Raw genomic sequence first — 19,848 nt, forward strand, 5'->3', positions numbered from 1 at the left:
GGGATCGATAGAGGCGAGAGGCATAGGGACAGGCTAGTGACGGCGGACCAGGATAGCGGGATTGAAGCCGCGGAGAGTGCAAAGCAGGAATTGCGGGTCTGGCTGCGGATGCTGTCGACGACCAAACTCGTGACTCAGGAAATCCGTCGCCGCCTGCGCGCTGAATTCGGCGCGACCCTGCCGCAGTTCGATCTTCTGGCGCAGCTCTATCGCGAGCCTGAAGGCCTGCGGCTCGGAGAGATCTCCAAGCGCACCATGGTGACCAACGGCAATATCACTGGTCTCGTCGAGCGATTGGAAACCGATGGGCTTCTGGTGCGGGAAACGCCGGGCGACGACCGTCGCGTGACCGTGGCGCGGTTGACCGAACAGGGGCGGAAAACCTTCGCGGAAATGGCGCGGGTGCATGAAACCTGGCTCGGCGAGATGATGGCGGATGTCGACAAAGACGTTTTCGCCACACTCAACCACAGCATTGATCAATTGCAGGCCTCCGTTCGGAACCATCTGTCGGGCACGGACTGAGCTCTTTACGATGTGAAGGCAGCGCCCATCACGCCTCTTTGGTCGCCAACTGCTCTTCCCGTCGTCGGTGACGTGAAAAGAAGCGATCGAGTTCCGATTGCCTGGGCGTCACGCCGCCGAAGATGGTCACATATTCCGGTATCCGCAGAAATCTGGTTTCCAGATCTTCACGCGTCTGCATGGATATGTAGCCAATCTGCACGAGATAGAGCGTGCGCGCATGCACGTCAGCCGAGACGGCGTCGAAACCGTGTTGCTGAAACATCCGGCAGAGCGCATCCAATCGTGTCTGATCGGCCGATTGCACTTCTCTCAGGATGTCCTCCGATTGCAGCGACCAGCTCCGCATGGCGAATTCGAATTGTGAATCAAACAACGTGGTGTCGAGCCAGCAATCGAACACGTTCAACACGGCCTCGGCGATCGTTTCTGAATAGGCGTCCGTCTGCTTCACCAGATTGCCGGTGTTCTTGTCGCGCCAGCGCGAGACGAGCGCCGCCAGCAGTTCCTCGCGATCTTTGAAGAACCAGTAGAAGCTGGTGCGGGAAAGATTGAGGCGTTTGGCGAGCGGCAGGATCTTCACTGCATCGACCCCGCCTTCGAGCAACGCCTCATATGCGGCTTCCAGCCATCCGTCTATCGATCCGCGCCACCCGCTTTCGGGAGATGTTTGTTCCATGGATGATTCCCAGCAATCCATCTTCATTACGACGGCTTGACTGAAATTTCGACATTGCTGCTCAGAAATCGATAACGGCGTGAGACCTGAAGAAATGGGCGTATCCGGAATTGGACGCGGCGGCGGGCGCCGCCGCATCCTACGAAAAATCAGACATAGGCTGCGGCTAGGCCGCCATCGATGGGCAGATTGATCCCAGCGACCCAACGGGCGTCGTCCGAGCATAGAAACAGGACGGGGCCCGCGATCTCATCGGCCAGCGCCGGGCGCTTCATCTTGCCGGCGTCTTCCTGCACGCGGTCCTGTCCGAGCATGGCGACGAAGTCGCCGAGGATCGGCGTGAAGACGGGACCCGGGGCTACTGAATTCATCCGGATATCGCGCTCCAGGAAAAGCTGATGGCCGCGCGCCATCGTCCAGACAATGAGGGCTTCCTTGAAATACTGATAGCAGGTTTCCTGCAGGACGGGATTGGCCTCCAACCAAGCATGTCCCGCCGCAAAACTGTCTGTCGATGCAAGAGTCTTGTGAATATCCACCCGCTTTGGCCATTCCGCGCCGAGGATCGAGGCGAAATTGACGATTGCGGCGCCTTTCGGCATGCGGTCGAGCAACGCTTCGGTCAGGTGTCTGAGGCCGAGATAGTTCACGCGCGCCACAAGGTCCTTGTCCGCCGTGCCCGGCACGCCTGCGGCATTCACCAATGCGTCGATTTTGGCCGGGAACTGCGAAAGCGCCGCGTCGATCGCCTCGGGCGAGCCGAGGTCGAGCTTGATGAAGCCGTCGAGCGTCAGCATGGCGTCGTTGCGGTCAACGCCGATGACGGTGGCGCCGCTGAAACGCGCCAGACGGGCGACTTCGCCGCCAATGCCTGAGGAGACGCCGGTGATGACAATGGTTTTTCCTGCGAGGTTCATGATGGATTTTCCTATGGTCATGGGGTGCTGCGCCTGCCCGCTTCTGCGGACAGGGCTGAAGAAGGGTGAAGGATCATCGCCTCAGAAGGGGTAGGGCGTCGCTTGCTGCTTGACCGACACCCATTGCCACTGGGTGAATTCCTCGATGTCGGCAGGGCCGCCCACTCGTGTGCCGTTGCCCGATTTTCCACGGCCGCCGAAGGGCGCGTAAGGCCCGCCATTCACCGTCTGGTCGTTGATGTGCAACTGGCCAACATTGAGCTGGTCGCCGAGCGCCATGGCGCGGCCAAGATTGGTCGAGATGACGCCTGCGGCAAGGCCGTAGTCAGACCGGTTGGCGAGTTCTACCGCCTCGTCATCGGTCTTGAAGGAGGCGATGCAGGCGACCGGACCGAAGATTTCCTCTTCGAAAGCCTGCATTCCCGGCTTTACGCCTGACAGAACGGTCGCGGCGTAGAAGCGACCGTCATGGGTTCCTCCGGCGAGAAGGCGGGCGCCTTTGGCGACGGCGTCGTCGACGATCGCTTGGATCGCCTTGACCTGTCCATCCGAAATGATCGGGCCGAGCGCGACCCGGTTGGTCGAAGGATCGCCTACGGGCAAATGCTGCGCCTTGACGACGAGACGTTCCGTGAGAGCTGTTTCGATCTTCTCATCAGCCAGGATCAGGCCGGTGGCCATGCAGATCTGGCCCTGATGCAGGAAGGCGCCCCAGGCGGCGTTCGAGGCGGCGATGTCCAGATCGGCGTCGTCGAGAATGATGAGAGCATTCTTGCCGCCGAGTTCGAGCTGGACGCGCTTGAGGTTGCGGCCGCAGACTTCGCCGACTTTGGCGCCGCCGCGCGCCGATCCGGTGAACGACACCATGGCGATGTTGGGGTCGCTGCAGATTGCTTCGCCGGCTTCAGCGCCGCCTGGCAGGATATGCAACACGCCGTCCGGCAGGCCTGCTTCCTCGAAGATGCGGGCGATGATGACCCCGCCCGAGATCGGCGTGCGCGGATCGGGCTTGTGAACGACCGTATTGCCCAGCGCGATGGCGGCGGCAATGGAGCGGACGGACAAAACGAGCGGAAAATTGAACGGCGAGATGACGCCGACCACGCCATGCGGCACGCGCCGCGCATAATTCGTGCGATCGTCCATACCCGGCAGGAACATGCCGGTCGGCTGCATGGCCAGTGACGCGGCGTGACGGATGAACAGGGCCCCGTGTTCGATCTCGATCATCGCCTTGGCGTGAATCGAGCCGGTTTCCTGCATGATCCAGGTTGCGAGTTCCGCGCCGTTCTGTTCGAGGAGATCGGCGGCGCGGTTCATTATCTTGGCGCGTTCGGCCGGCAGCGTCTTGGCCCAAGCCTTCTGCGCCGCACGCGCCAGTTCGGCGGCTTGCGCCACATCTGCCGCGCCACAGTGACCCACGGAGGCAATGAGATTGCCGTTGGCCGGATCGTTGACTGCCAGCGCGCCATCCGTGCTTTCGCGCCAGCCCGAAATATAGGCGCGTCCGGTCCAGCGGGCAGTGTCGATGAAGTTGGTGGTGTGAATGTTCATTGTCCTGGGCCTCCTGCCCCAAAGGTTGAGAAGGTTGCAGGCATGGCTTCGCCGTCGTGGAAATGGCTATTATTTGCCTCTCGCCGGTCGAGCTTTATCCGTGCAGTCCTCCATGTCGCCTCCTCAAGCGACTTGTTTTGTATGTCGCAAGCATCGTGCCAATTTCGGCGGCGTTTGGAGAAGTTCCCGAATTCCTCGGCCACGGCTTTGGAAAAATAGCGTTTTCTCAATTGTCGAGGTTTCTGAATAATCTCGGTCGCTCCATTGCGCGATTCATCAAATGATGAATAACTGAAGAAAAATTGTCTATTTGAGGAAAATGTCATGCCGATCAGAGATCTTCCGCATCTGGTGACTTTGGCTGACGTCGCGCGGGCAGCGGGCGGCGGTCTGTCGAAGGGCGCGTTTCGCGAACTCGATACCGGCGCATCTCCGACATTGGCGGAACTGAGCGAGGCATTGCGGTTTGCGCTTGGCGACGGTCGAATCTGGCTGAATGACCAGCGCATGGTGCTGATGCAAAGCCAGGTGCTTGGACGGCTCCGGCAGGAAATCATCGACGCCTTTGGCATCGAAGTCGCCAAGGGCATCTTCATGCGGGTTGGCTATATGCAGGGCGTGCGCGATGCGGAGCTGATTCAGAAGCGGTTCCCGAACAAGGATCTCACCCATGCGCTGGCGGCGGGGCCGCGCGTCCATACGCTTGAGGGCTTCGTCAAGGTCGTGACGAAACAGTTCGAATTCGACAGCCAAAAGGGGCGCTATTTCGGGGAATTCTACTGGCATGATTCCTCTGAGGCCGCCGAGCATCTGGCTCATCATGGTCTGGCGAGCGAGCCGGTCTGCTGGATGCAGACGGGTTATCCCAGCGGCTATACCAGCACGCTGTTCGGCCGGCCGGTCATTTTCCGCGAGATCGAATGCAGCGCCATGGGGGCCGAACGCTGCTATGTGGTGGGTCAGAACGCCGAGGAGTGGGGCGACGCCGCGCCCGAGCGCGCCTATCTGGGTCTTGAATGGCCCCGACGAGCCAGTGGCCGACGCAGCGCGTCGCGCGCCGCCAGCCGTTCTGATGCTCCGCGTGAGGCCGCAACCGCAGGCGGAGACGCCGTGGTTGGCGTGTCGGCTAGCTTTTTGCGCGCCAGATTGATGGTCGAGAAAGTCGCCGACACCGAGGCCACCGTGCTTCTGGTGGGTGAATCCGGGGTCGGCAAGGAGCTTTTTTCGCAGCAACTGCATCGGCTGAGCCGACGGGCGGATGGAGCTTTCGTGGCCCTCAATTGTGCGGCAATCCCCGATACCCTTGTCGAATCCGAATTGTTCGGCGTGGAGAAGGGCGCATTCACCGGCGCGTCCGCCTCGCGTCCCGGATATTTCGAGCGCGCCAATGGCGGCACGTTGTTTCTCGATGAGATCGCCTCACTGGCTTATGCCGCGCAGGGAAAGTTGCTGCGGGCGCTCCAGGAGCGGACGATCGAGCGGGTGGGCGGCTCCAAGACTGTTCCCGTGGATGTCCGGGTCATCGCGGCGTCCAATGTCGACCTTGCCGAAGAGGTGCGGGCCGGGCGGTTTCGTCAGGACCTCTATTACCGGCTCTGCGTGTTTCCAATCTCGATCCCGCCGCTTCGTGAGAGGCGAGATGATATCCCTCTTCTGGTCGATCATTTTCTCAGGCGGTTTTGTGATCTGCATCGGCGCGATGTCGTCGGCCTGACCCGCCGGGCCATGGACTCGCTGCTGGGTTACAGTTTTCCGGGCAATATCCGGGAATTGCAGAACTTGATCGAACGCGGCGTCATTTTCGCCGATCAGGGCGGCTGGATCGATATGCCGCATTTGTTCACTGCAGGCGAAAGCGTCCAGTCCTTCCAGCCGTCACTGACGCCCGATGGCCGCCTGTCGATTGCGCCTGAGGCTTCGGGCGAGCAAGTCTCCCTGTCGACCGGCTCTCTGCGCACGGCGGGGGATCTCGCAGGCGCCGAGGCGGCACTCTATCGCCGTGCTCTCGAGCAGGCTGCCGGCAACATCTCCGGCGCGGCGCGTTTGCTGGGGCTGTCGCGCGCCAAGCTTGAATACCGCCTCAGGAAACATGGCTTGATATAGGCTGTATACATAAAATGATGAACTCGTCGTAGAGTCGCGAAAATAGGACAATATTCGCATTGTTCTTGACAGTTTGTATACATTGCGGTTTGCTGTGGGCGATAGAGGAGGATCTGTCATGTCCAAACCCACATTCCCGCTGAATGCATGGTATGCTGCGGCCTATGATGTCGAGTTGAAGCGCGCCTTGCTGCCGCGCACGATCTGCAACAAGCCGGTGGTGCTATATCGCAAGGAGGATGGCTCGCCGGTGGCGCTTGCGGATGCCTGTTGGCACCGCCTCGTGCCTTTGTCGCTTGGCCGGCTGGAAGGCGACAATGTCATCTGCGGATATCATGGCCTGGAATTCGACGACACTGGCCGTTGTGTCTACATGCCGTCCCAGGACACCATCAATCCGTCCGCATGCGTGAAATCCTATCCGATCGCCGAGAAGCACCGCTTCATCTGGATCTGGCCCGGCGATCCGGCTTTGGCGGATCCGGCGCTCATTCCCGATATGCATTGGAACAAAGATCCGGCTTGGGCCGCTGACGGCAAACTGATCGAGGTGAAATGCGACTACCGGCTTGTGGTCGACAATCTGATGGATCTCACGCATGAGACCTTCGTGCATGGCTCGTCGATCGGCAATCGCGCCGTGGCCGAAGCGCCGTTCGAGGCCAGCCATTCTGATCGCTTCGCCTATATCACCCGCTGGATGGAAGATATTGATCCGCCGCCCTTCTGGCGCAAACAGTATGGACGGCCCGGTAAGGTCGATCGCTGGCAGATCATCCGTTTCGAGGCGCCCTGCACCGTCACCATCGATGTCGGCGTCGCCGAAACGGGAACGGGAGCCAAGCAGGGCGACCGGTCCAAGGGCGTGAACGGTTATGTGCTCAACACCATCACGCCCTCCACCGACAAGACCTGTCTGTATTTCTGGGCTTTCGCCCGCAATTACGATCTCGGCAATCAGGCGCGAACGCATGAATTGCGCGAAGGTGTCGCGGGCGTTTTTCGCGAAGACGAAGCGGTGCTCGAAGCGCAACAGGCGGCTATCGACGCCAATCCCGATCATCAGTTCTACAATCTCAACATCGACGCGGGTTCGATGTGGGCGAGAAAGTTGATCGATCGGATGATCGACCGGGAAAGCCCTGCCTTCTCGCCGCGCGTCGTTGCGGCGGAGTAAGCCATGTCTGACTATCGGGAACAGGCTCCGAAGCAACAGACGGCGAAGGCGCTCATCGGGCTGCGCGATCTGGTGTTGACCGGTCAGGTGGAACCCGGCGAGCGACTGTCGGAGGTCGCGCTGGCCGAGCGGCTGAATGTCTCACGCACGCCACTGCGCGCGGCGCTTCAGCGCATGGAGCAGGAGGGGTTGATCACGCTCATCCCCTCCGGCGGTTATGCGGTACGGTCTTTCAGCCGCCAGGATGTCATCGATGCGATCGAGTTGCGCGGCGTACTTGAAGGAACAGCCGCGCGCCTGGCGGCCGAGCGCGGGGCTGCCCCGCAGGCGATCGTCAGGATCAGCGCCATCGTGGATCAGCTTGATATCGTGATGCAGAGCGAGCCGCAGTCGATGGATTTCGAGCGGTATGAAGCGCTGAATGGCGAGTTTCATCGCCTGCTGTGGCGGCTGGCCGGCAGTGATGTGCTCCAGCGGGAAATCGAGCGGATGACCAGTCTGCCATTCGCCAGCCCCAACGCGTTCGTGAACACCGACGTCGATGCGCCGGCCTTCAATCGAACGCTTGTGGTCGCCCAAGCGCAACACCGAGCGATCGTTTCGGCCATCCGTTTGCGCGAGGGTGGGCGCGCCGAGGCCCTGGCCCGCGAGCATGCCCGTCTGGCGCGGCAAAATCTCGATTTCGTGTTGGAGGAGCAGCCGGAATTGCGCCGAAAAGTGGCGGCGCTCGCTTTGATGGCGGGCTGAAACGAAGGCTGCCAATCAGATTAAGGGAGGAAATCCATGCGTTCCAAACTGGAATGGCGCCCCGCGCGCGTCATCGCTATTGAAAACCCGGCGGAGGATGTGCGGGCCGTGACGTTTGCGGTCGACGGGCTGCGCTCGGTCTTCGATCCGGGCTCGCACACCAATGTCAAGGTCGTGATCCGAGGACAAATCGCGATCCGGACCTACACCGTTCTGCCAAGCGCGCCGGGCCACCTCAAAATCGCCGTGAAGCTTCATCCGAACAGCCGTGGCGGCTCGGCCTATATCTGGTCGCTTGCCGACGGAGATGCGGTCGAGGTGACCGAGCCGGAGAACAGGTTCGAACTGTCCTGGCGCGCGTCCCGCTACCTGTTGATCGCCGGCGGCATCGGCATCACGCCAATTTACGGCATGGCGAAGGCGCTTTGCGCGCGCAATCAGTCAGTTCGGTTGATCTATGGCGCAAAGAGCCGTTCGCAAATGGCGTTTGTGGATGAACTTCAAGGCTTGCTTGGGGATCGGCTTGAAACTTTCATCCAGGACGATGGGCGCAATTTCGATCTCGCCGCCGAATTTGCGGCGCTCCCCGCCGATGGCGAAGCCTATATCTGCGGCCCGCACGGCTTGTTGGAGGCGGCGCGCAATCTCTGGCGGGCAAGCGGACGCTCGATGAGCAGGCTGCGCTTCGAAGTATTCGGCGATAGCGGACGGTTCGCCGAGCAAGCTTTTTCTGTGAACGTTGCCGCTTACGACAGGACGATCGAGGTGCGCGCCGACCAAACCATGCTCGATGCGTTGACGGAGGCGGGCATTTCCATGATTTATGACTGTCGGCGAGGAGAATGCGGCCTTTGCGCAGTCGATGTCCTCGACTGTTCCTCCGCCGTCGATCACCGCGATGTTTTCTTTTCCCAGGAGGAGCGGCATGAGGGCGCGAAAATGTGCGCCTGTGTGTCCCGTGCGGCGGGTGGCTCCATCACCATTGGCACCGGCTACAGGCCCGGAGCCATATAGCTCTGGATAAATGCGGTTGATCCTGGGCCGGGTAGGTCGGCTTTCCGCTGTCGGAAAGGTTAGTTTCGCCCTGAATGTACACCTATGTCACTATAATTGACTCGGGTGTACATTTCTGTCTAGATTGCGGCGATAGCGAAAATGGAGCCGCGCCATGTCCAACGATCCCCTGCTTCAACCCTACCAGCTCAAGCATCTCACGCTGAGAAACCGGATTATTGTGACCTCGCACGAGCCAGCTTATCCCGAGGACGGCATGCCGAAGGAGCGTTACCGCGCCTATACGGTGGAGCGCGCCCGCGGCGGCGTGGCGCTGACGATGACGGCGGGATCGGCGGCCGTGTCGAAGGACAGCCCGCCGGTTTTCAACAATCTCCTCGCCTATAAGGACGAGATCGTGCCCTGGGTGCGGGAGATGACGGACGCGGTTCACGAGGCGGGCTCCGCAATCATGATTCAGCTCACTCATCTCGGTCGTCGAACGCGCTGGGACAAGGGAGACTGGCTGCCGGTCGTGGCGCCGTCGCATCTGCGTGAGCCGGCACACCGCGCTTATCCGAAGAAGATCGAGGATTGGGATATCGAGCGGATCATCAAGGATTTCGCCGATGCGGCCGAGCGCATGCAGGCAGGCGGCATGGATGGCGTCGAGCTGGAAGCCTATGGCCATCTGATCGACCAGTTCGCATCCCCGATCACCAACGAATTGGATAGCCCCTATGGCGGGTCGCTCGAAAATCGGATGAAGTTCTGTCTGGACGTGTTTGCCGCCATTCGAAAACGGGTCGGCGAAAAATTCATTCTCGGTGTCCGCTACACCGCCGACGAACAGCTGAAGGGTGGGACGGGCAAGGCCGAAGGCCTGGAAATTTCCCGACGCTTGCGCGATAGCGGCCTGATTGATTATCTCAACGTGGTGCGCGGCCATATCGACACCGATCCCGGCTTGACCGATCTCATTCCGATCCAAGGCATGGCCAATTCGCCGCATCTGGATTTTGCAGGCGAAATTCGCGCCGCCACGAATTTCCCGACCTTCCACGCCGCCAAGATCCCGGATGTAGCGACCGCCCGCCACGCCATCGCCGCCGGCAAGGTCGATATGGTCGGCATGACCCGCGCCCATATGACCGACCCGCATATCGTCCGGAAGATCATGGAAAAGCGGGAGGAGGATATCCGCCCCTGCGTCGGCGCCAATTACTGTCTCGACCGCATCTATCAGGGCGGAGCAGCCTATTGCATCCACAATGCCGCGACCGGACGGGAACTCACCATGCCGCACGCCATCCCCAAGGCGGAGGCGAAGCGCAAGCTGGTGATCGTCGGCGCGGGCCCCGCCGGTCTCGAAGCCGCCCGCGTGGCTGGCGAACGCGGCCATGAGGTCGTGGTGCTGGAAGCCGCCAACGAGGCGGGCGGACAGATCCGCCTGACAGCGCAGAGCCCGCGGCGCCGGGAGATGATGAGCATTATCGCCTGGCGTCTGGCGCAATGCGAGAAACTCGGCGTCACCATCCGCTACAATATCTGGGCGGATGCGGAGACAATTCTGTCTGAAAATCCCGATGTCGTCATCGTCGCCACCGGCGGCTTGCCGCACACTGACGTGCTCGCGGAGGGCAACGATCTCGTCGTGTCCTCCTGGGATATCATCTCCGGCGATGTCAAGCCCGGCACGAATGTGCTCGTCTTCGACGACGCCGGCGATCACGCAGCGTTGCAGGCGGCGGAAATCCTTGCCAATTCCGGCGCCAAGGTCGAGATCATGACGCCTGACCGGTCTTTCTCGCCGGAGGTGATGGCCATGAATCTCGTGCCCTATATGCGCTCGTTGCAGAACAAGGACGTGACGTTCACGGTGACTTATCGTGTGGAATCGGTCGAGCGCGAGGGCAATGGCCTCGCCGCCCATGTCGGCAGCGATTATGGCGGCGTCTCCAAGACGCGTCTTGTCGATCAGGTCGTGGTCAACAATGGTACGATTCCGCTCGACGATCTCTATTTTGAGCTCAAGCCCCTGTCGGTGAATGGCGGCGAGGTGGCCTATGACGATCTGATCGAAGGACTGCCGCAGACTGTCGCCCGCAATCCCGATGGTCGCTTTCAACTGTTTAGGATTGGCGACGCGGTATCGGCGCGCAACACCCATGCCGCCATCTATGACGCCCTGCGACTGGTGAAAAATATTTGATGGGCGAGGGGGTGTCGCATGCGGGCTCGAGGCTGACGGTGGATCGGTGTCTGACCCATCCATGACAGACTTTCGACCGCGCAATGGCGACACTCCTGCTTCACCGAAGAGTTCGGTTGCGGCCTATGGTCTGATCGGGCTTGAGATCGCCATGCTCCTTTCCTGGAGCGCAGGTTTTGTTGGAACGCGTTTCGCCAGCGATCATGCGCCGATCTTTCTCATCCTCATGTGGCGTAGTCTGGTCTCCGGCCTGGTGCTCCTGCCGATAGCTCTGCTGTTCGGCCCGAAGATCCGCTTTCGCGACGCGTTGGAGCAGGCTGGCATCGGCGGCTTTGCGATGGCCGGCTATCTCGCGGGTTTCGGCCTGGCGATCGGGCTCGGCGTTCCGACGGCCCTCGTTGCGCTGATCACCGACATGCTGCCGCTGGCGGTGGCCGTCCTTTCCTGGCCGCTTCTCGGACAGGCGTTGAATGGCAAGCAATGGTTCGGCACATTCCTGGGCATGGCCGGGGTTGTGCTCGCCTCCGTGGAAACCCTGTCGCTCGGCTCGGTCCAGCCATGGGCTTATTTTTTGCCGGTGATCGGAACACTGGCTCTTGCCGCCTCGACTCTGCTCCAGCGCCGGTTCCGATCGCGGGACATGCCAGTGTATCAAAGTCTCTGCATCCAGTGCCTGGCCGCGGCGGCCGTCTTTTCGATTTTCGCCTATCGCGATGGCGGAGTTGCGCCGGTAATGGCGATGGAATTCATCGGCGGCGTATTGTGGTTGGTGGTGGTGGCGACGTTTGGCGCCTGGACGCTCTATTATGTCGCCTTGAAGAAGTCCTCGCCGGCGCGGGTCACCGCGGTCCTCTACGCCAGCCCGCCGGTGACGATGATCTGGGCCTGGGCGATGTTCGGCGAACCGATGTCCTGGATGATGGTGGCGGGTCTGGTCGTCTCGCTGGTTGGCATCGTCATCGTCGCCCGAAACTGAGCGTCATAAAGAGATGGGCGCAAAATGAGTGCGGCCCCTGCTGAGGGGCCGCGTTGTTTTCAGGGCGTCAGGCCGGGTGAGCCTCTATGGAGGGTGCGCCTTCAGCCTTTTCTTCCTTTGCCGCATCATTGCCATCGGGCCGTTTGATGCGGAACCAGACGATGTAAAGCGCCGGCAGGAACAGCAGCGTCAACACGGTGCCGACGATGATGCCGCCCATCATAGCGTAGGCCATGGGTCCCCAGAAAATTTCCCTCGAAATCGGGATCAGCGCGAGGCTGGCGGCGGCGGCGGTCAGCATGATCGGCCGCATGCGATGCTCGGTCGCCTCAATCACCGCGTTCCATGGCGCTAGGCCTTCTTTGATCAGGGTCTCGATTTGAACGACCAGGATCACCGAGTTGCGGATAAGGATGCCGATCAGGGCAAGCACGCCGAGGATCGCCACGAAACCGAGCGGCGCGCCGCTGGGCAACAGCGCTGCGACGACGCCGATCAGGCCGAGCGGAGCCACGATGACGACCATGAACAGGCGCTGGAAGCTCTGCAACTGGAACATCAGGATCGTCGCCATGGTCAGCAGCATCAGCGGGGTCACCGCAGCGATCGGCGCCTGGCTCTTGGCGCTGCTTTCCACCGAACCGCCCACTTCGACCTTGTAGCCGACAGGTAATTTCGCGGCATAGGCCTTGATCTGTGGCTCAAGCTTTTGGTCGATGGTCGCGGGTTGCGTGGAGTCGTTGATCGCCGCCTTCACCGTAATCGTCGGCATGCGGTCGCGGCGCCAGATAATCGGCTGCTCCATTTCATATCGGAAATTGGCGATGGAGGCGAGCGGAATAGACTGACCGTCCCCACCCGAAAGCTGCAGGTTTCGCAGTGTCTCGATCGACTGTCGTTCGTCCTTGACCGCGCGCCCGACCACGTCGATCAGGTAGATGCTGTCACGGATCTGGGTAATGGTCGATCCGCCGGTCATGTTGTTGAGCGCAGTCGCGATATCAGAGGACGTCACGCCAAGCTGGCGAGCCTTGTCCTGCAGGATCTCGACCTTCACCGTGCGAGCCGGCTCCATCCAGTCGTAAACCACACGGCCGAGACGAGAGTCGCCGCCAAGGATCGCGCCGATGTCGCGGGCATAAATGCGAACCTTTTCCGGGTCCGCGCCAGAAACGCGATACTGGATCGGGCGCCCCACGGGCGGGCCGAGGTCAAGCAGTTTCACGAACACGTCGGAGCCCGGATATTCCTGTTCCGCAGCTTTGCTCAGGCTGATTTTCAGGCGATCGCGCGCTTCGATATCCTTCGCGACGATGACCATTTCCCCGAAATTCGAGGTGTTGGGTTGAACGTCGAAAGACAGGATGAAGCGTTTTGCGCCCTGGCCGACATAGGACGTCCAGTGATCGATATCCGGGTTCCCTGCAAGATGTTTCTCTTCGAAACTGACCATTTCCGCCTTGGTCTGCGCAAGCGTGCTGTTTTGCCGCGCGGTCCAGTCGATCACCAGTTCGGGGCGGTCGGAGGAGGGGAAGAACTGCTGCTGCACGAAACCCATTCCATAGACCGACACGCCGAAAGCGATCGCTGTCAACGCAATGGTGACCTTGGGCCAACTGACGCACAGATTGAGAAGGCTAGCGAAGGCGCGGGCGACCCGTCCCTTCTCCTCATGGTGCTTTTTCATCGTCTTGGGCAGCATTAGCACGCCGAGCAGAGGCGTAAACAACACGGCCACGATCCAGGATACGACTAGGGATACGGCGATGACCACGAACAGCGTGAAGGTGAATTCGCCCGCCGCGCTATTGTTGAGGCCGACCGGGATGAAGCTTGCAACTGTGACAAGTGTTCCGGTCAGCATTGGAAACGCCGTGGATGTGTAGACGGCCGTGGCTGCTTTTTGCAGCGTTTCTCCAGACTCAAGCTTGTACACCATCATTTCGATGGCGATCATCGCATCGTCGACCAGCAGGCCGAGCGCGATGATGAGGGCCCCGAGGGAAATGCGCTGTAGCGAAATGCCGGCATATTCCATGAACACGAAGGTAATGGCGAGAACGAGCGGGATAGAGACGGCCACGACGAGGCCGGCGCGCATGCCAAGGCTCAGAAAGCTGACGACCAGGACGATCACGATGGCCTCGAACAGCGCCTTGGTGAAACCGCCGACCGCTTCGTCCACGACTTCCGCCTGAGCGGCGACGTGATGGACGCCGATGCCCAACGGCAGATCCTCAATGACCCGTTCCATGGTCTTGTTCAGAGCTTCGCCGAAATCCAGCAGATTAGCGCCGGCCTTCATGCCGATGGCGAGGCCGATCGCCGGTTTGCCATTGACGCGGAACAGCGGATCTTCAGGATCGGAATAACTGCGGGTGATCTTGGCGACGTCGCTCAACCGGAAAAACCGGTCATTGACGCGCAGATTGATGTTGCGCAGGCTATCTTCAGAGGCGAAGCCGCCCGAGACGCGCAGATTGATTTGCTCGCTCGTCGTGCGCAAGGTGCCAGAGGCGACCACCGCGTTCTGGTTCTGCAGCGTGGTCAGTATCTGGTTCTGGGTTACTCCGAGAGCGGCCATCTGGCGAGTGGAGAATTCCAGATACACAACTTCGTCCTGGGCGCCGATCAGCTCTACTTTGCCGACATTCGGAACCGACAGGATTTCGGTTCGGGCGGCTTCGAGATAGTCGCGCAACTGCCTCTGTGTGAGGCCATCGGAGGTGAAGGCGTAGATATTGCCGAAAACATCTCCGAAACTATCGACGAAGGTCGGGCCTTGCACGCCGGACGGCAGTTGTGGCGCGACGTCGGCGATCATGTTGCGAACTTTGACCCAGGTCGGCTTCACATCCGATGCCTTGGTCGTATCGAGCAGGTTTACATAGATCGTTGCCTGACCTGGCGCATTGACGCTCTTGGTGTAGTCCAGGTTGTCCAGTTCCTGGAGCTTCTTCTCGATCCGGTCGGTGACTTGGCCCGTCATTTCCTCGATCGATGCGCCGGGCCAGCTGGCCTGGATCAGCATGGTCTTGATGCTGAAATCAGGATCTTCCTCGCGGCCGAGATTGATATAGGACAAAACGCCGGCCACCGCAGCCAGGATCATGAAATACCAGACCAGGGATTTGTGCGCGAGCGCCCATTCGGACAAATTGAATTTTGAGGTCATCAGGGCGTCTCACCGTCAATGCGAACTGTTTGATCGTTGGAAAGCGAGTTCACGCCGGCTGTGACGACGCGTTCTCCGGGTTTGACGCCAGACAGGATGTGAGCGCCGCCACCGACTGCGGTCTCGATCGTGACCGGCCGTGTCGAGACCTTCTTGGTCTCCTGATCGACAATCCAGACGAAATGGCTTGCGCCTTCGCCGCCGATGGCGCTTTGCGGCAGCCAAACCTCGTCGCGGACTGGCTGTTCCGGCGTGGCCGTGACAGTGCTTCCAAGTCGAAAGGTTTCGGGGGGGGCGTCGAGTGCGATCTTGGTGCGCAACGAGCGCGTCGCCGCATCGGCCTGAGGCGCGGCTTCGCGAACTTTGCCCTTCACTTTTATCGTTGGATTGGCCTGTAGCGTGACGACAAAGGGTGTTCCGATCGCCGTCAGCGCGTCATAGCTGTCTAGAATGTCGACAACGGCGTCGCGGGCGCCGAGGCCAGCAATGGTGACGATCGTCTGGCCAGCGGACACGACCTGGCCGACTTCGCCCGAAACGGCAGAGACGACCCCATCGGTCTCCGAGGTCAGTTTGGCATAGCTCAACTGCTCCAGAGCCTTGGTTAGGCTTGCTTGCAACTGCTGCACCGAGGCCTCGGCGGCCTCGCGGGACTGCACCGATTCCTCGACGCTCTCCTTCGTGGCTGCGTTGGTGGCCAGGAGCTTCTTCTGCCGCTCTTCCGTCACTTTGGCGAGGTCCAGCTTGGCTTTCGCCGAGGCGACGTCCGCCTTGGCCTTGTCGACCGCGAGGCGAAGACTGGAATTGTCCAGCGTCGCCAGCACTTCGCCCTTGTGTACCAGATCGCCGACATTCACATTGCGGGCGGTGATGCGTCCCAGGACCCGAAAGCCGAGATCGGCGCTATAGGCTGCCTCCACCGTACCCGTAAATCCGACGGCTTCCGTGCGCTTTGCTTCAGCGATCGTGGTGAGAACCGGCCGGATCGGCGTTTCGGCGGCTTCCGGAGCCTCATTACAGGCCGCCAGCGCCACCGCCATCAGGACAAGTGGTGGAAAAAAGGTAAGCTTCATTGGACGGCCTCGCCGGTAATTGCGACTTTCTCTTCGTTTCTCAGAAACTGGCCGCCATCGACGACAAAGATGTCGCCGGGCTTCAACCCTTTTGCGAGCACCACTTGTGTCGCGTCGTAACGTTCTACGGAAACGGTCTTGAGTGTTGTCTGCATGGATGTGGGATCGACGACCCAGACCGCCGGCTGGCCGTCGAGAGAATAGAGCGATTGCCACGGGATTTTCACGCGCTCATAGGTCGCGAAACGAACATGAGCCACAATTGTCGATCCAAGCGTCATTTCAGGCGGCGGATTTTCAATGCTCAGCTTGACCCGCACCGTTCCGAGCGTCCGATCGAGCGCCGGGCTCACTTCTCGGATGTTCGCTTTTGCTCTGATCGAAGGACGAGACAGGAGTGAGATCTCGATGGTTGGCGCAACGTCGCGCGCGCTCAACACATTTTCCTGGACGTTGAAAACGGCGTCCAACGCGCCATCTTGCGCAAGTGTGAAGGCGGTCGAAGAGGGCTGAACGACCTGACCGGTTTCTATGTTGCGAGCAGTGATCGCGCCATCAGCGTCTGCGCGGAGAACGGTTTGCCCGAGCGCCTCTTCCGCCGTCGCCAGAGAGGCCTTCGCCGCAGCGAGATCGTTTTCCGCAGACTGGAATTCCTGCACTGCGCTGTCGAGTTGCTGGCGCGACAGAGCGCCCGTGGCGGTGAGCGCCTCGCGGCGCTTCAAGACCGATTGGGCGATGCGTAGGCTTGCTTCCTGGGAATCGACGGAGGCGCGGGCGGATGCGACATCGGCGCGTTGCTCGGTGTCGTCCAGCGTCGCGAGAATCTGCCCTGTCTTGACGTGATCGCCGACGCCGACATAGCGGGCATTCACCTGGCCGCTCACCTTGAAGGAAAGTTCGCTTTCGATACGCGGCTTTATTTCGCCCGTTCCCGAGCCCTCCTCGGCATCTTGCGTCATCGCGGCTTTTTGCACCGCGACTTGCGAGATCGTTGGACCCTCTGCCTTTTTTTGCGAATCGCAGGCAGCTAACCCGATCAGGCAAAGTCCGAGGAGTAAGGGAAGCGCACGCGCCCGATTTCCGAAATTTATGCAGTTATCTGGCTCAGCAGCGCTATCCAGCATGTTCTTTCCCTATGAAACGATCGAATTTTATTCATCGGCTGTTGAATATATGCGGGGGAATGGCTATTTTTGTCAAGTCTCCAGGAGGGGCTAATTTTGATCGATGGTAATAAGGGACAGGAGCGAGGGCGGGGTCGGCCTCGACGCGGTGAAGGCCATGACCGCGCCGCGCTGTTGGCGGTCGCGCTCGCCTGTTTTGCGGAAAACGGCTTCAAAAACACTTCGCTCAGGATGATCGCCGCGACGGCCGGGGTGGATGTCGCGTTGATCTCCTACCATTACGGCTCGAAGCTCGGGCTTTGGACCGATGTCGTCACCAGTGTCGCAGACGATTCACTGGAGCGGCTCACGTCATTCCTGCGCGATTGCGCAGGCTTGGACGACCGCGAGCGACTCTCCCGGATTGCGGCGCGGATCGTCGAGATGATCAGCGAGCGGCCGCAATTCGCCCAGTTGATGGTCGGCGAGATGATCGCAGCCGACGATACGACGAGAAGCGACATTCTCGAAACTCGGCTGGTCGCCCCCATGCTGGGTGTGCTTTTGCCCGCGCTCCGGTCAATTCATCGCGACGGCGAAGAGCCCGTTTTGGACGAGGTGCTGATGGTGGTCGCCTCTTTCGCGATGGCTGGGCTCGTGGTGTCGACACGGCCGTTCCTGACACGGCTCACGCCCGTGGCGCGGGCCGACGGCGGCTGGCAGGACGCCGTCAGCGCTTTGTTGGCGAGGATACTCAAAGCCTAGGGAGCGAGCCGGCGTGAAGAGCCGCATCTGATTTTCACTGCTGTTTTCATCTGCTGCAAAGGCCTGATTTCACCGTGTTTCGCCCGATAGGCCAACGCCTTGGCCCCGAGGCGCGGTTGCGCCCGATCGGATCGATGTTGCAATTTCTCCTGGAGCCAATAGTCTGGCTCCGCGTCAGAGGGGAAACTGGCGGTTAAAAAAGAAAGGTGCTGCAATGAGCGTCCATCCCTATTTCAAGTCCATCAATCGTCTTCTGCTCGGAGGCGCGCTGGCCATGTCGCTGGCGCTGCCAGCCTTGGCCGAAACCGTGATCCGTCGCGGCAATGGCGGCGAGCCGCAATCGCTCGACCAGGCGCAGATATCGATCGACATCGAAGGCTTTATCATTCGCGACCTGTCCGAAGGTCTCACGGTGTATGACGCCAAGGGCAAAGTGTCGCCGGGCGCCGCCGAAAGCTGGACCGTATCCGATGACGGCAAGGTCTACACATTCAAGATCCGTGACGCGGCCAAGTGGTCCGACGGCTCGCCGGTGACCGCCGCCGATTTCGTCTATTCGATGACGCGCCTGCTCGATCCGGCGACTGCCGCCGGCTACGCCAACATTCTCTACCCGATCAAGAGCGCCGAAGCCTTCAATCAAAAGAAGGCCAAGGCTGAGGATCTCGGTCTCAAGGCCGTCGGCGAGAAATCGCTTGAAATCACGCTTGAGCGGCCGACGCCCTATTTCCTGCAGTTGATGACCCATTACACCGCGCTGCCGGTCAACAAAGCGAGCATCGAAAAGGACGGCAAGGATTTCACCAAGCCGGGCAAGATGGTCACCAACGGCGCCTATATGCTGACGGAATATGTCGCCAACGACCATATCACCGCCGTCAAGAACCCCAATTACTGGGATGCGGCGAATGTGAAGATCGACAAAGTCATCTACAATCCGTCCGAAGACCAAGCCGCCACCGAGCGCATGTTCGAAAACGGCGAACTTGACATGGCCTATAATTACCAGGCCGATCAGCGCGATTTTCTGACCAAGAAGCTCGGCGCGGATCAGGTGTTCGCGAGCCCGGCGCTCTCGACCTATTATTACGCTTTCGACAGCCGTCATGAGCCTTTCAGCGATGTCCGCGTGCGCAAGGCGCTGTCCATGGCGATCGACCGCGATTTCCTCGCCGAGAAGATTTTTGGCGGCGCGCAGCTGCCGGCCTACAACCTCGTTCCCGAGGGTATGGAAGGCTACACCTCGCCTAAGTTCGACATTGCCGACATGGATCAGCTCGATCGTGAGGATGCGGCCAAGGCGCTTCTCAAGGAAGCCGGCTATGGCGAAGGCGGCAAGCCGCTCAAGATCGATATCCGCTACAACACCAATGAGAACCACAAGAAAGTGGCGATCGCCGTGGCCGACATGTGGAAGGCGGTCGGCGCGACCGTGACGACGCAGAATCTCGACGTCAAGGCGCATTATGCTTACCTGCAGGAAGGCGGCCAGTTCGACGTCGCCCGCGCCGCCTGGGCGGCCGACTATGCCGACCCGGAAAACTTCCTCAATCTGCTCGTTTCCACCAACAAGGCCTTCAACTATGGCCATTGGACCAACGCCAAATTCGACGCCCTGATGAAAGCCTCCTATGAGGAGCGGGATCAGGCGAAACGCATGCAGATCATGCAGGAAGCCGAAGCCTTGGCGCTGAACGACTATCCCATCACCCCGATGATGAACTATGCCAGCCTCTGGCTCGTCAGCCGCAAGGTGAAGGGCTTTGAGGAAAACACCGTCAACGAGCATCTGACCAAATATCTCTCGATCGAGTGATCCCGACCGGGCTCGCGTACGCGGACCGTTTTC

The 19,848-nt window shown here is 60.4% G+C and carries 16 protein-coding genes; 9 read left to right on the forward strand and 7 right to left on the reverse strand.

Going from position 1 to position 19,848, the window contains the following annotated elements; translation table 11 throughout:
* The first annotated feature begins 36 nt into the window (after positions 1 to 36).
* A complete protein-coding gene (locus tag M2360_RS13945; protein ID WP_280775794.1) occupies positions 37 to 525 on the forward strand; it encodes a MarR family transcriptional regulator in 489 nt (162 codons plus the stop codon).
* 28 nt (positions 526 to 553) lie between these two features.
* On the opposite strand, the gene M2360_RS13950 is transcribed toward M2360_RS13945, so the two are convergent.
* The 4 genes from M2360_RS13950 to M2360_RS13965 form a co-directional block, all read right to left on the reverse strand.
* Positions 554 to 1,204: a TetR/AcrR family transcriptional regulator gene (locus M2360_RS13950; protein ID WP_280775795.1), complete on the reverse strand. Its 651-nt coding sequence runs from the start codon at positions 1,202 to 1,204 to the stop codon at positions 554 to 556.
* Positions 1,205 to 1,353: 149 nt separating this feature from the next.
* Positions 1,354 to 2,121, reverse strand: a complete 768-nt coding sequence (locus M2360_RS13955) for a coniferyl-alcohol dehydrogenase (RefSeq protein WP_280775797.1) — start codon at positions 2,119 to 2,121, stop codon at positions 1,354 to 1,356.
* Between the two features lie 81 nt (positions 2,122 to 2,202).
* The gene (locus tag M2360_RS13960) at positions 2,203 to 3,675 is read right to left on the reverse strand and encodes a benzaldehyde dehydrogenase (protein ID WP_280775798.1); all 1,473 of its coding nucleotides are present in this window, start codon (positions 3,673 to 3,675) and stop codon (positions 2,203 to 2,205) included.
* Entirely contained in the window at positions 3,672 to 4,001 is a 330-nt protein-coding gene (locus tag M2360_RS13965; RefSeq protein WP_280775799.1) for a hypothetical protein, read from the reverse strand. The genes M2360_RS13960 and M2360_RS13965 overlap by 4 nt, the downstream gene beginning before the upstream one ends.
* On the opposite strand from M2360_RS13965, the gene M2360_RS13970 reads away from it, so the two are divergent.
* From M2360_RS13970 to M2360_RS13995, 6 genes are all read left to right on the forward strand, one after another.
* The gene (locus M2360_RS13970; protein ID WP_280775800.1) at positions 4,000 to 5,778 is read left to right on the forward strand and encodes a sigma-54-dependent Fis family transcriptional regulator; all 1,779 of its coding nucleotides are present in this window, start codon (positions 4,000 to 4,002) and stop codon (positions 5,776 to 5,778) included. The genes M2360_RS13965 and M2360_RS13970 overlap by 2 nt on opposite strands.
* Before the next feature lie 118 nt (positions 5,779 to 5,896).
* Positions 5,897 to 6,955, forward strand: coding sequence for an aromatic ring-hydroxylating dioxygenase subunit alpha (locus tag M2360_RS13975; protein ID WP_280775801.1), 1,059 nt, complete (start codon positions 5,897 to 5,899; stop codon positions 6,953 to 6,955).
* A gap of 3 nt (positions 6,956 to 6,958) precedes the next feature.
* Positions 6,959 to 7,702: a GntR family transcriptional regulator gene (locus M2360_RS13980; RefSeq protein ID WP_280775802.1), complete on the forward strand. Its 744-nt coding sequence runs from the start codon at positions 6,959 to 6,961 to the stop codon at positions 7,700 to 7,702.
* Between the two features lie 36 nt (positions 7,703 to 7,738).
* Complete coding sequence (locus M2360_RS13985; protein ID WP_280775803.1) at positions 7,739 to 8,716, forward strand: PDR/VanB family oxidoreductase; 978 nt, start codon at positions 7,739 to 7,741, stop codon at positions 8,714 to 8,716.
* A gap of 154 nt (positions 8,717 to 8,870) precedes the next feature.
* A complete protein-coding gene (locus M2360_RS13990) occupies positions 8,871 to 10,907 on the forward strand; it encodes an NADH:flavin oxidoreductase (protein ID WP_280775804.1) in 2,037 nt (678 codons plus the stop codon).
* A gap of 61 nt (positions 10,908 to 10,968) precedes the next feature.
* Positions 10,969 to 11,883: a DMT family transporter gene (locus M2360_RS13995; protein ID WP_280775805.1), complete on the forward strand. Its 915-nt coding sequence runs from the start codon at positions 10,969 to 10,971 to the stop codon at positions 11,881 to 11,883.
* A gap of 67 nt (positions 11,884 to 11,950) precedes the next feature.
* Here the strand turns inward: M2360_RS13995 and M2360_RS14000 are convergent, their stop codons facing one another.
* From M2360_RS14000 to M2360_RS14010, 3 genes are read right to left on the reverse strand one after another with little or no spacing between them, the layout of a single operon-like run.
* Entirely contained in the window at positions 11,951 to 15,058 is a 3,108-nt protein-coding gene (locus M2360_RS14000; RefSeq protein WP_280775807.1) for an efflux RND transporter permease subunit, read from the reverse strand.
* Entirely contained in the window at positions 15,058 to 16,131 is a 1,074-nt protein-coding gene (locus M2360_RS14005; protein ID WP_280775808.1) for an efflux RND transporter periplasmic adaptor subunit, read from the reverse strand. Before M2360_RS14005 ends, M2360_RS14000 begins: the two co-directional genes overlap by 1 nt.
* The gene (locus M2360_RS14010; RefSeq protein WP_280775809.1) at positions 16,128 to 17,255 is read right to left on the reverse strand and encodes an efflux RND transporter periplasmic adaptor subunit; all 1,128 of its coding nucleotides are present in this window, start codon (positions 17,253 to 17,255) and stop codon (positions 16,128 to 16,130) included. The genes M2360_RS14005 and M2360_RS14010 overlap by 4 nt, the downstream gene beginning before the upstream one ends.
* Positions 17,256 to 17,351: 96 nt before the next feature.
* On the opposite strand from M2360_RS14010, the gene M2360_RS14015 reads away from it, so the two are divergent.
* Both M2360_RS14015 and M2360_RS14020 read left to right on the forward strand, forming a co-directional pair.
* Positions 17,352 to 17,999: a TetR/AcrR family transcriptional regulator gene (locus tag M2360_RS14015; RefSeq protein WP_280775810.1), complete on the forward strand. Its 648-nt coding sequence runs from the start codon at positions 17,352 to 17,354 to the stop codon at positions 17,997 to 17,999.
* Between the two features lie 274 nt (positions 18,000 to 18,273).
* Entirely contained in the window at positions 18,274 to 19,815 is a 1,542-nt protein-coding gene (locus M2360_RS14020; protein WP_280775953.1) for a peptide ABC transporter substrate-binding protein, read from the forward strand.
* Positions 19,816 to 19,848: the final 33 nt, after the last annotated feature.

Origin of the sequence: Rhizobium sp. SG_E_25_P2 (assembly GCF_029892285.1) — a bacterium.
Lineage (GTDB): Bacteria > Pseudomonadota > Alphaproteobacteria > Rhizobiales > Rhizobiaceae > Rhizobium_E.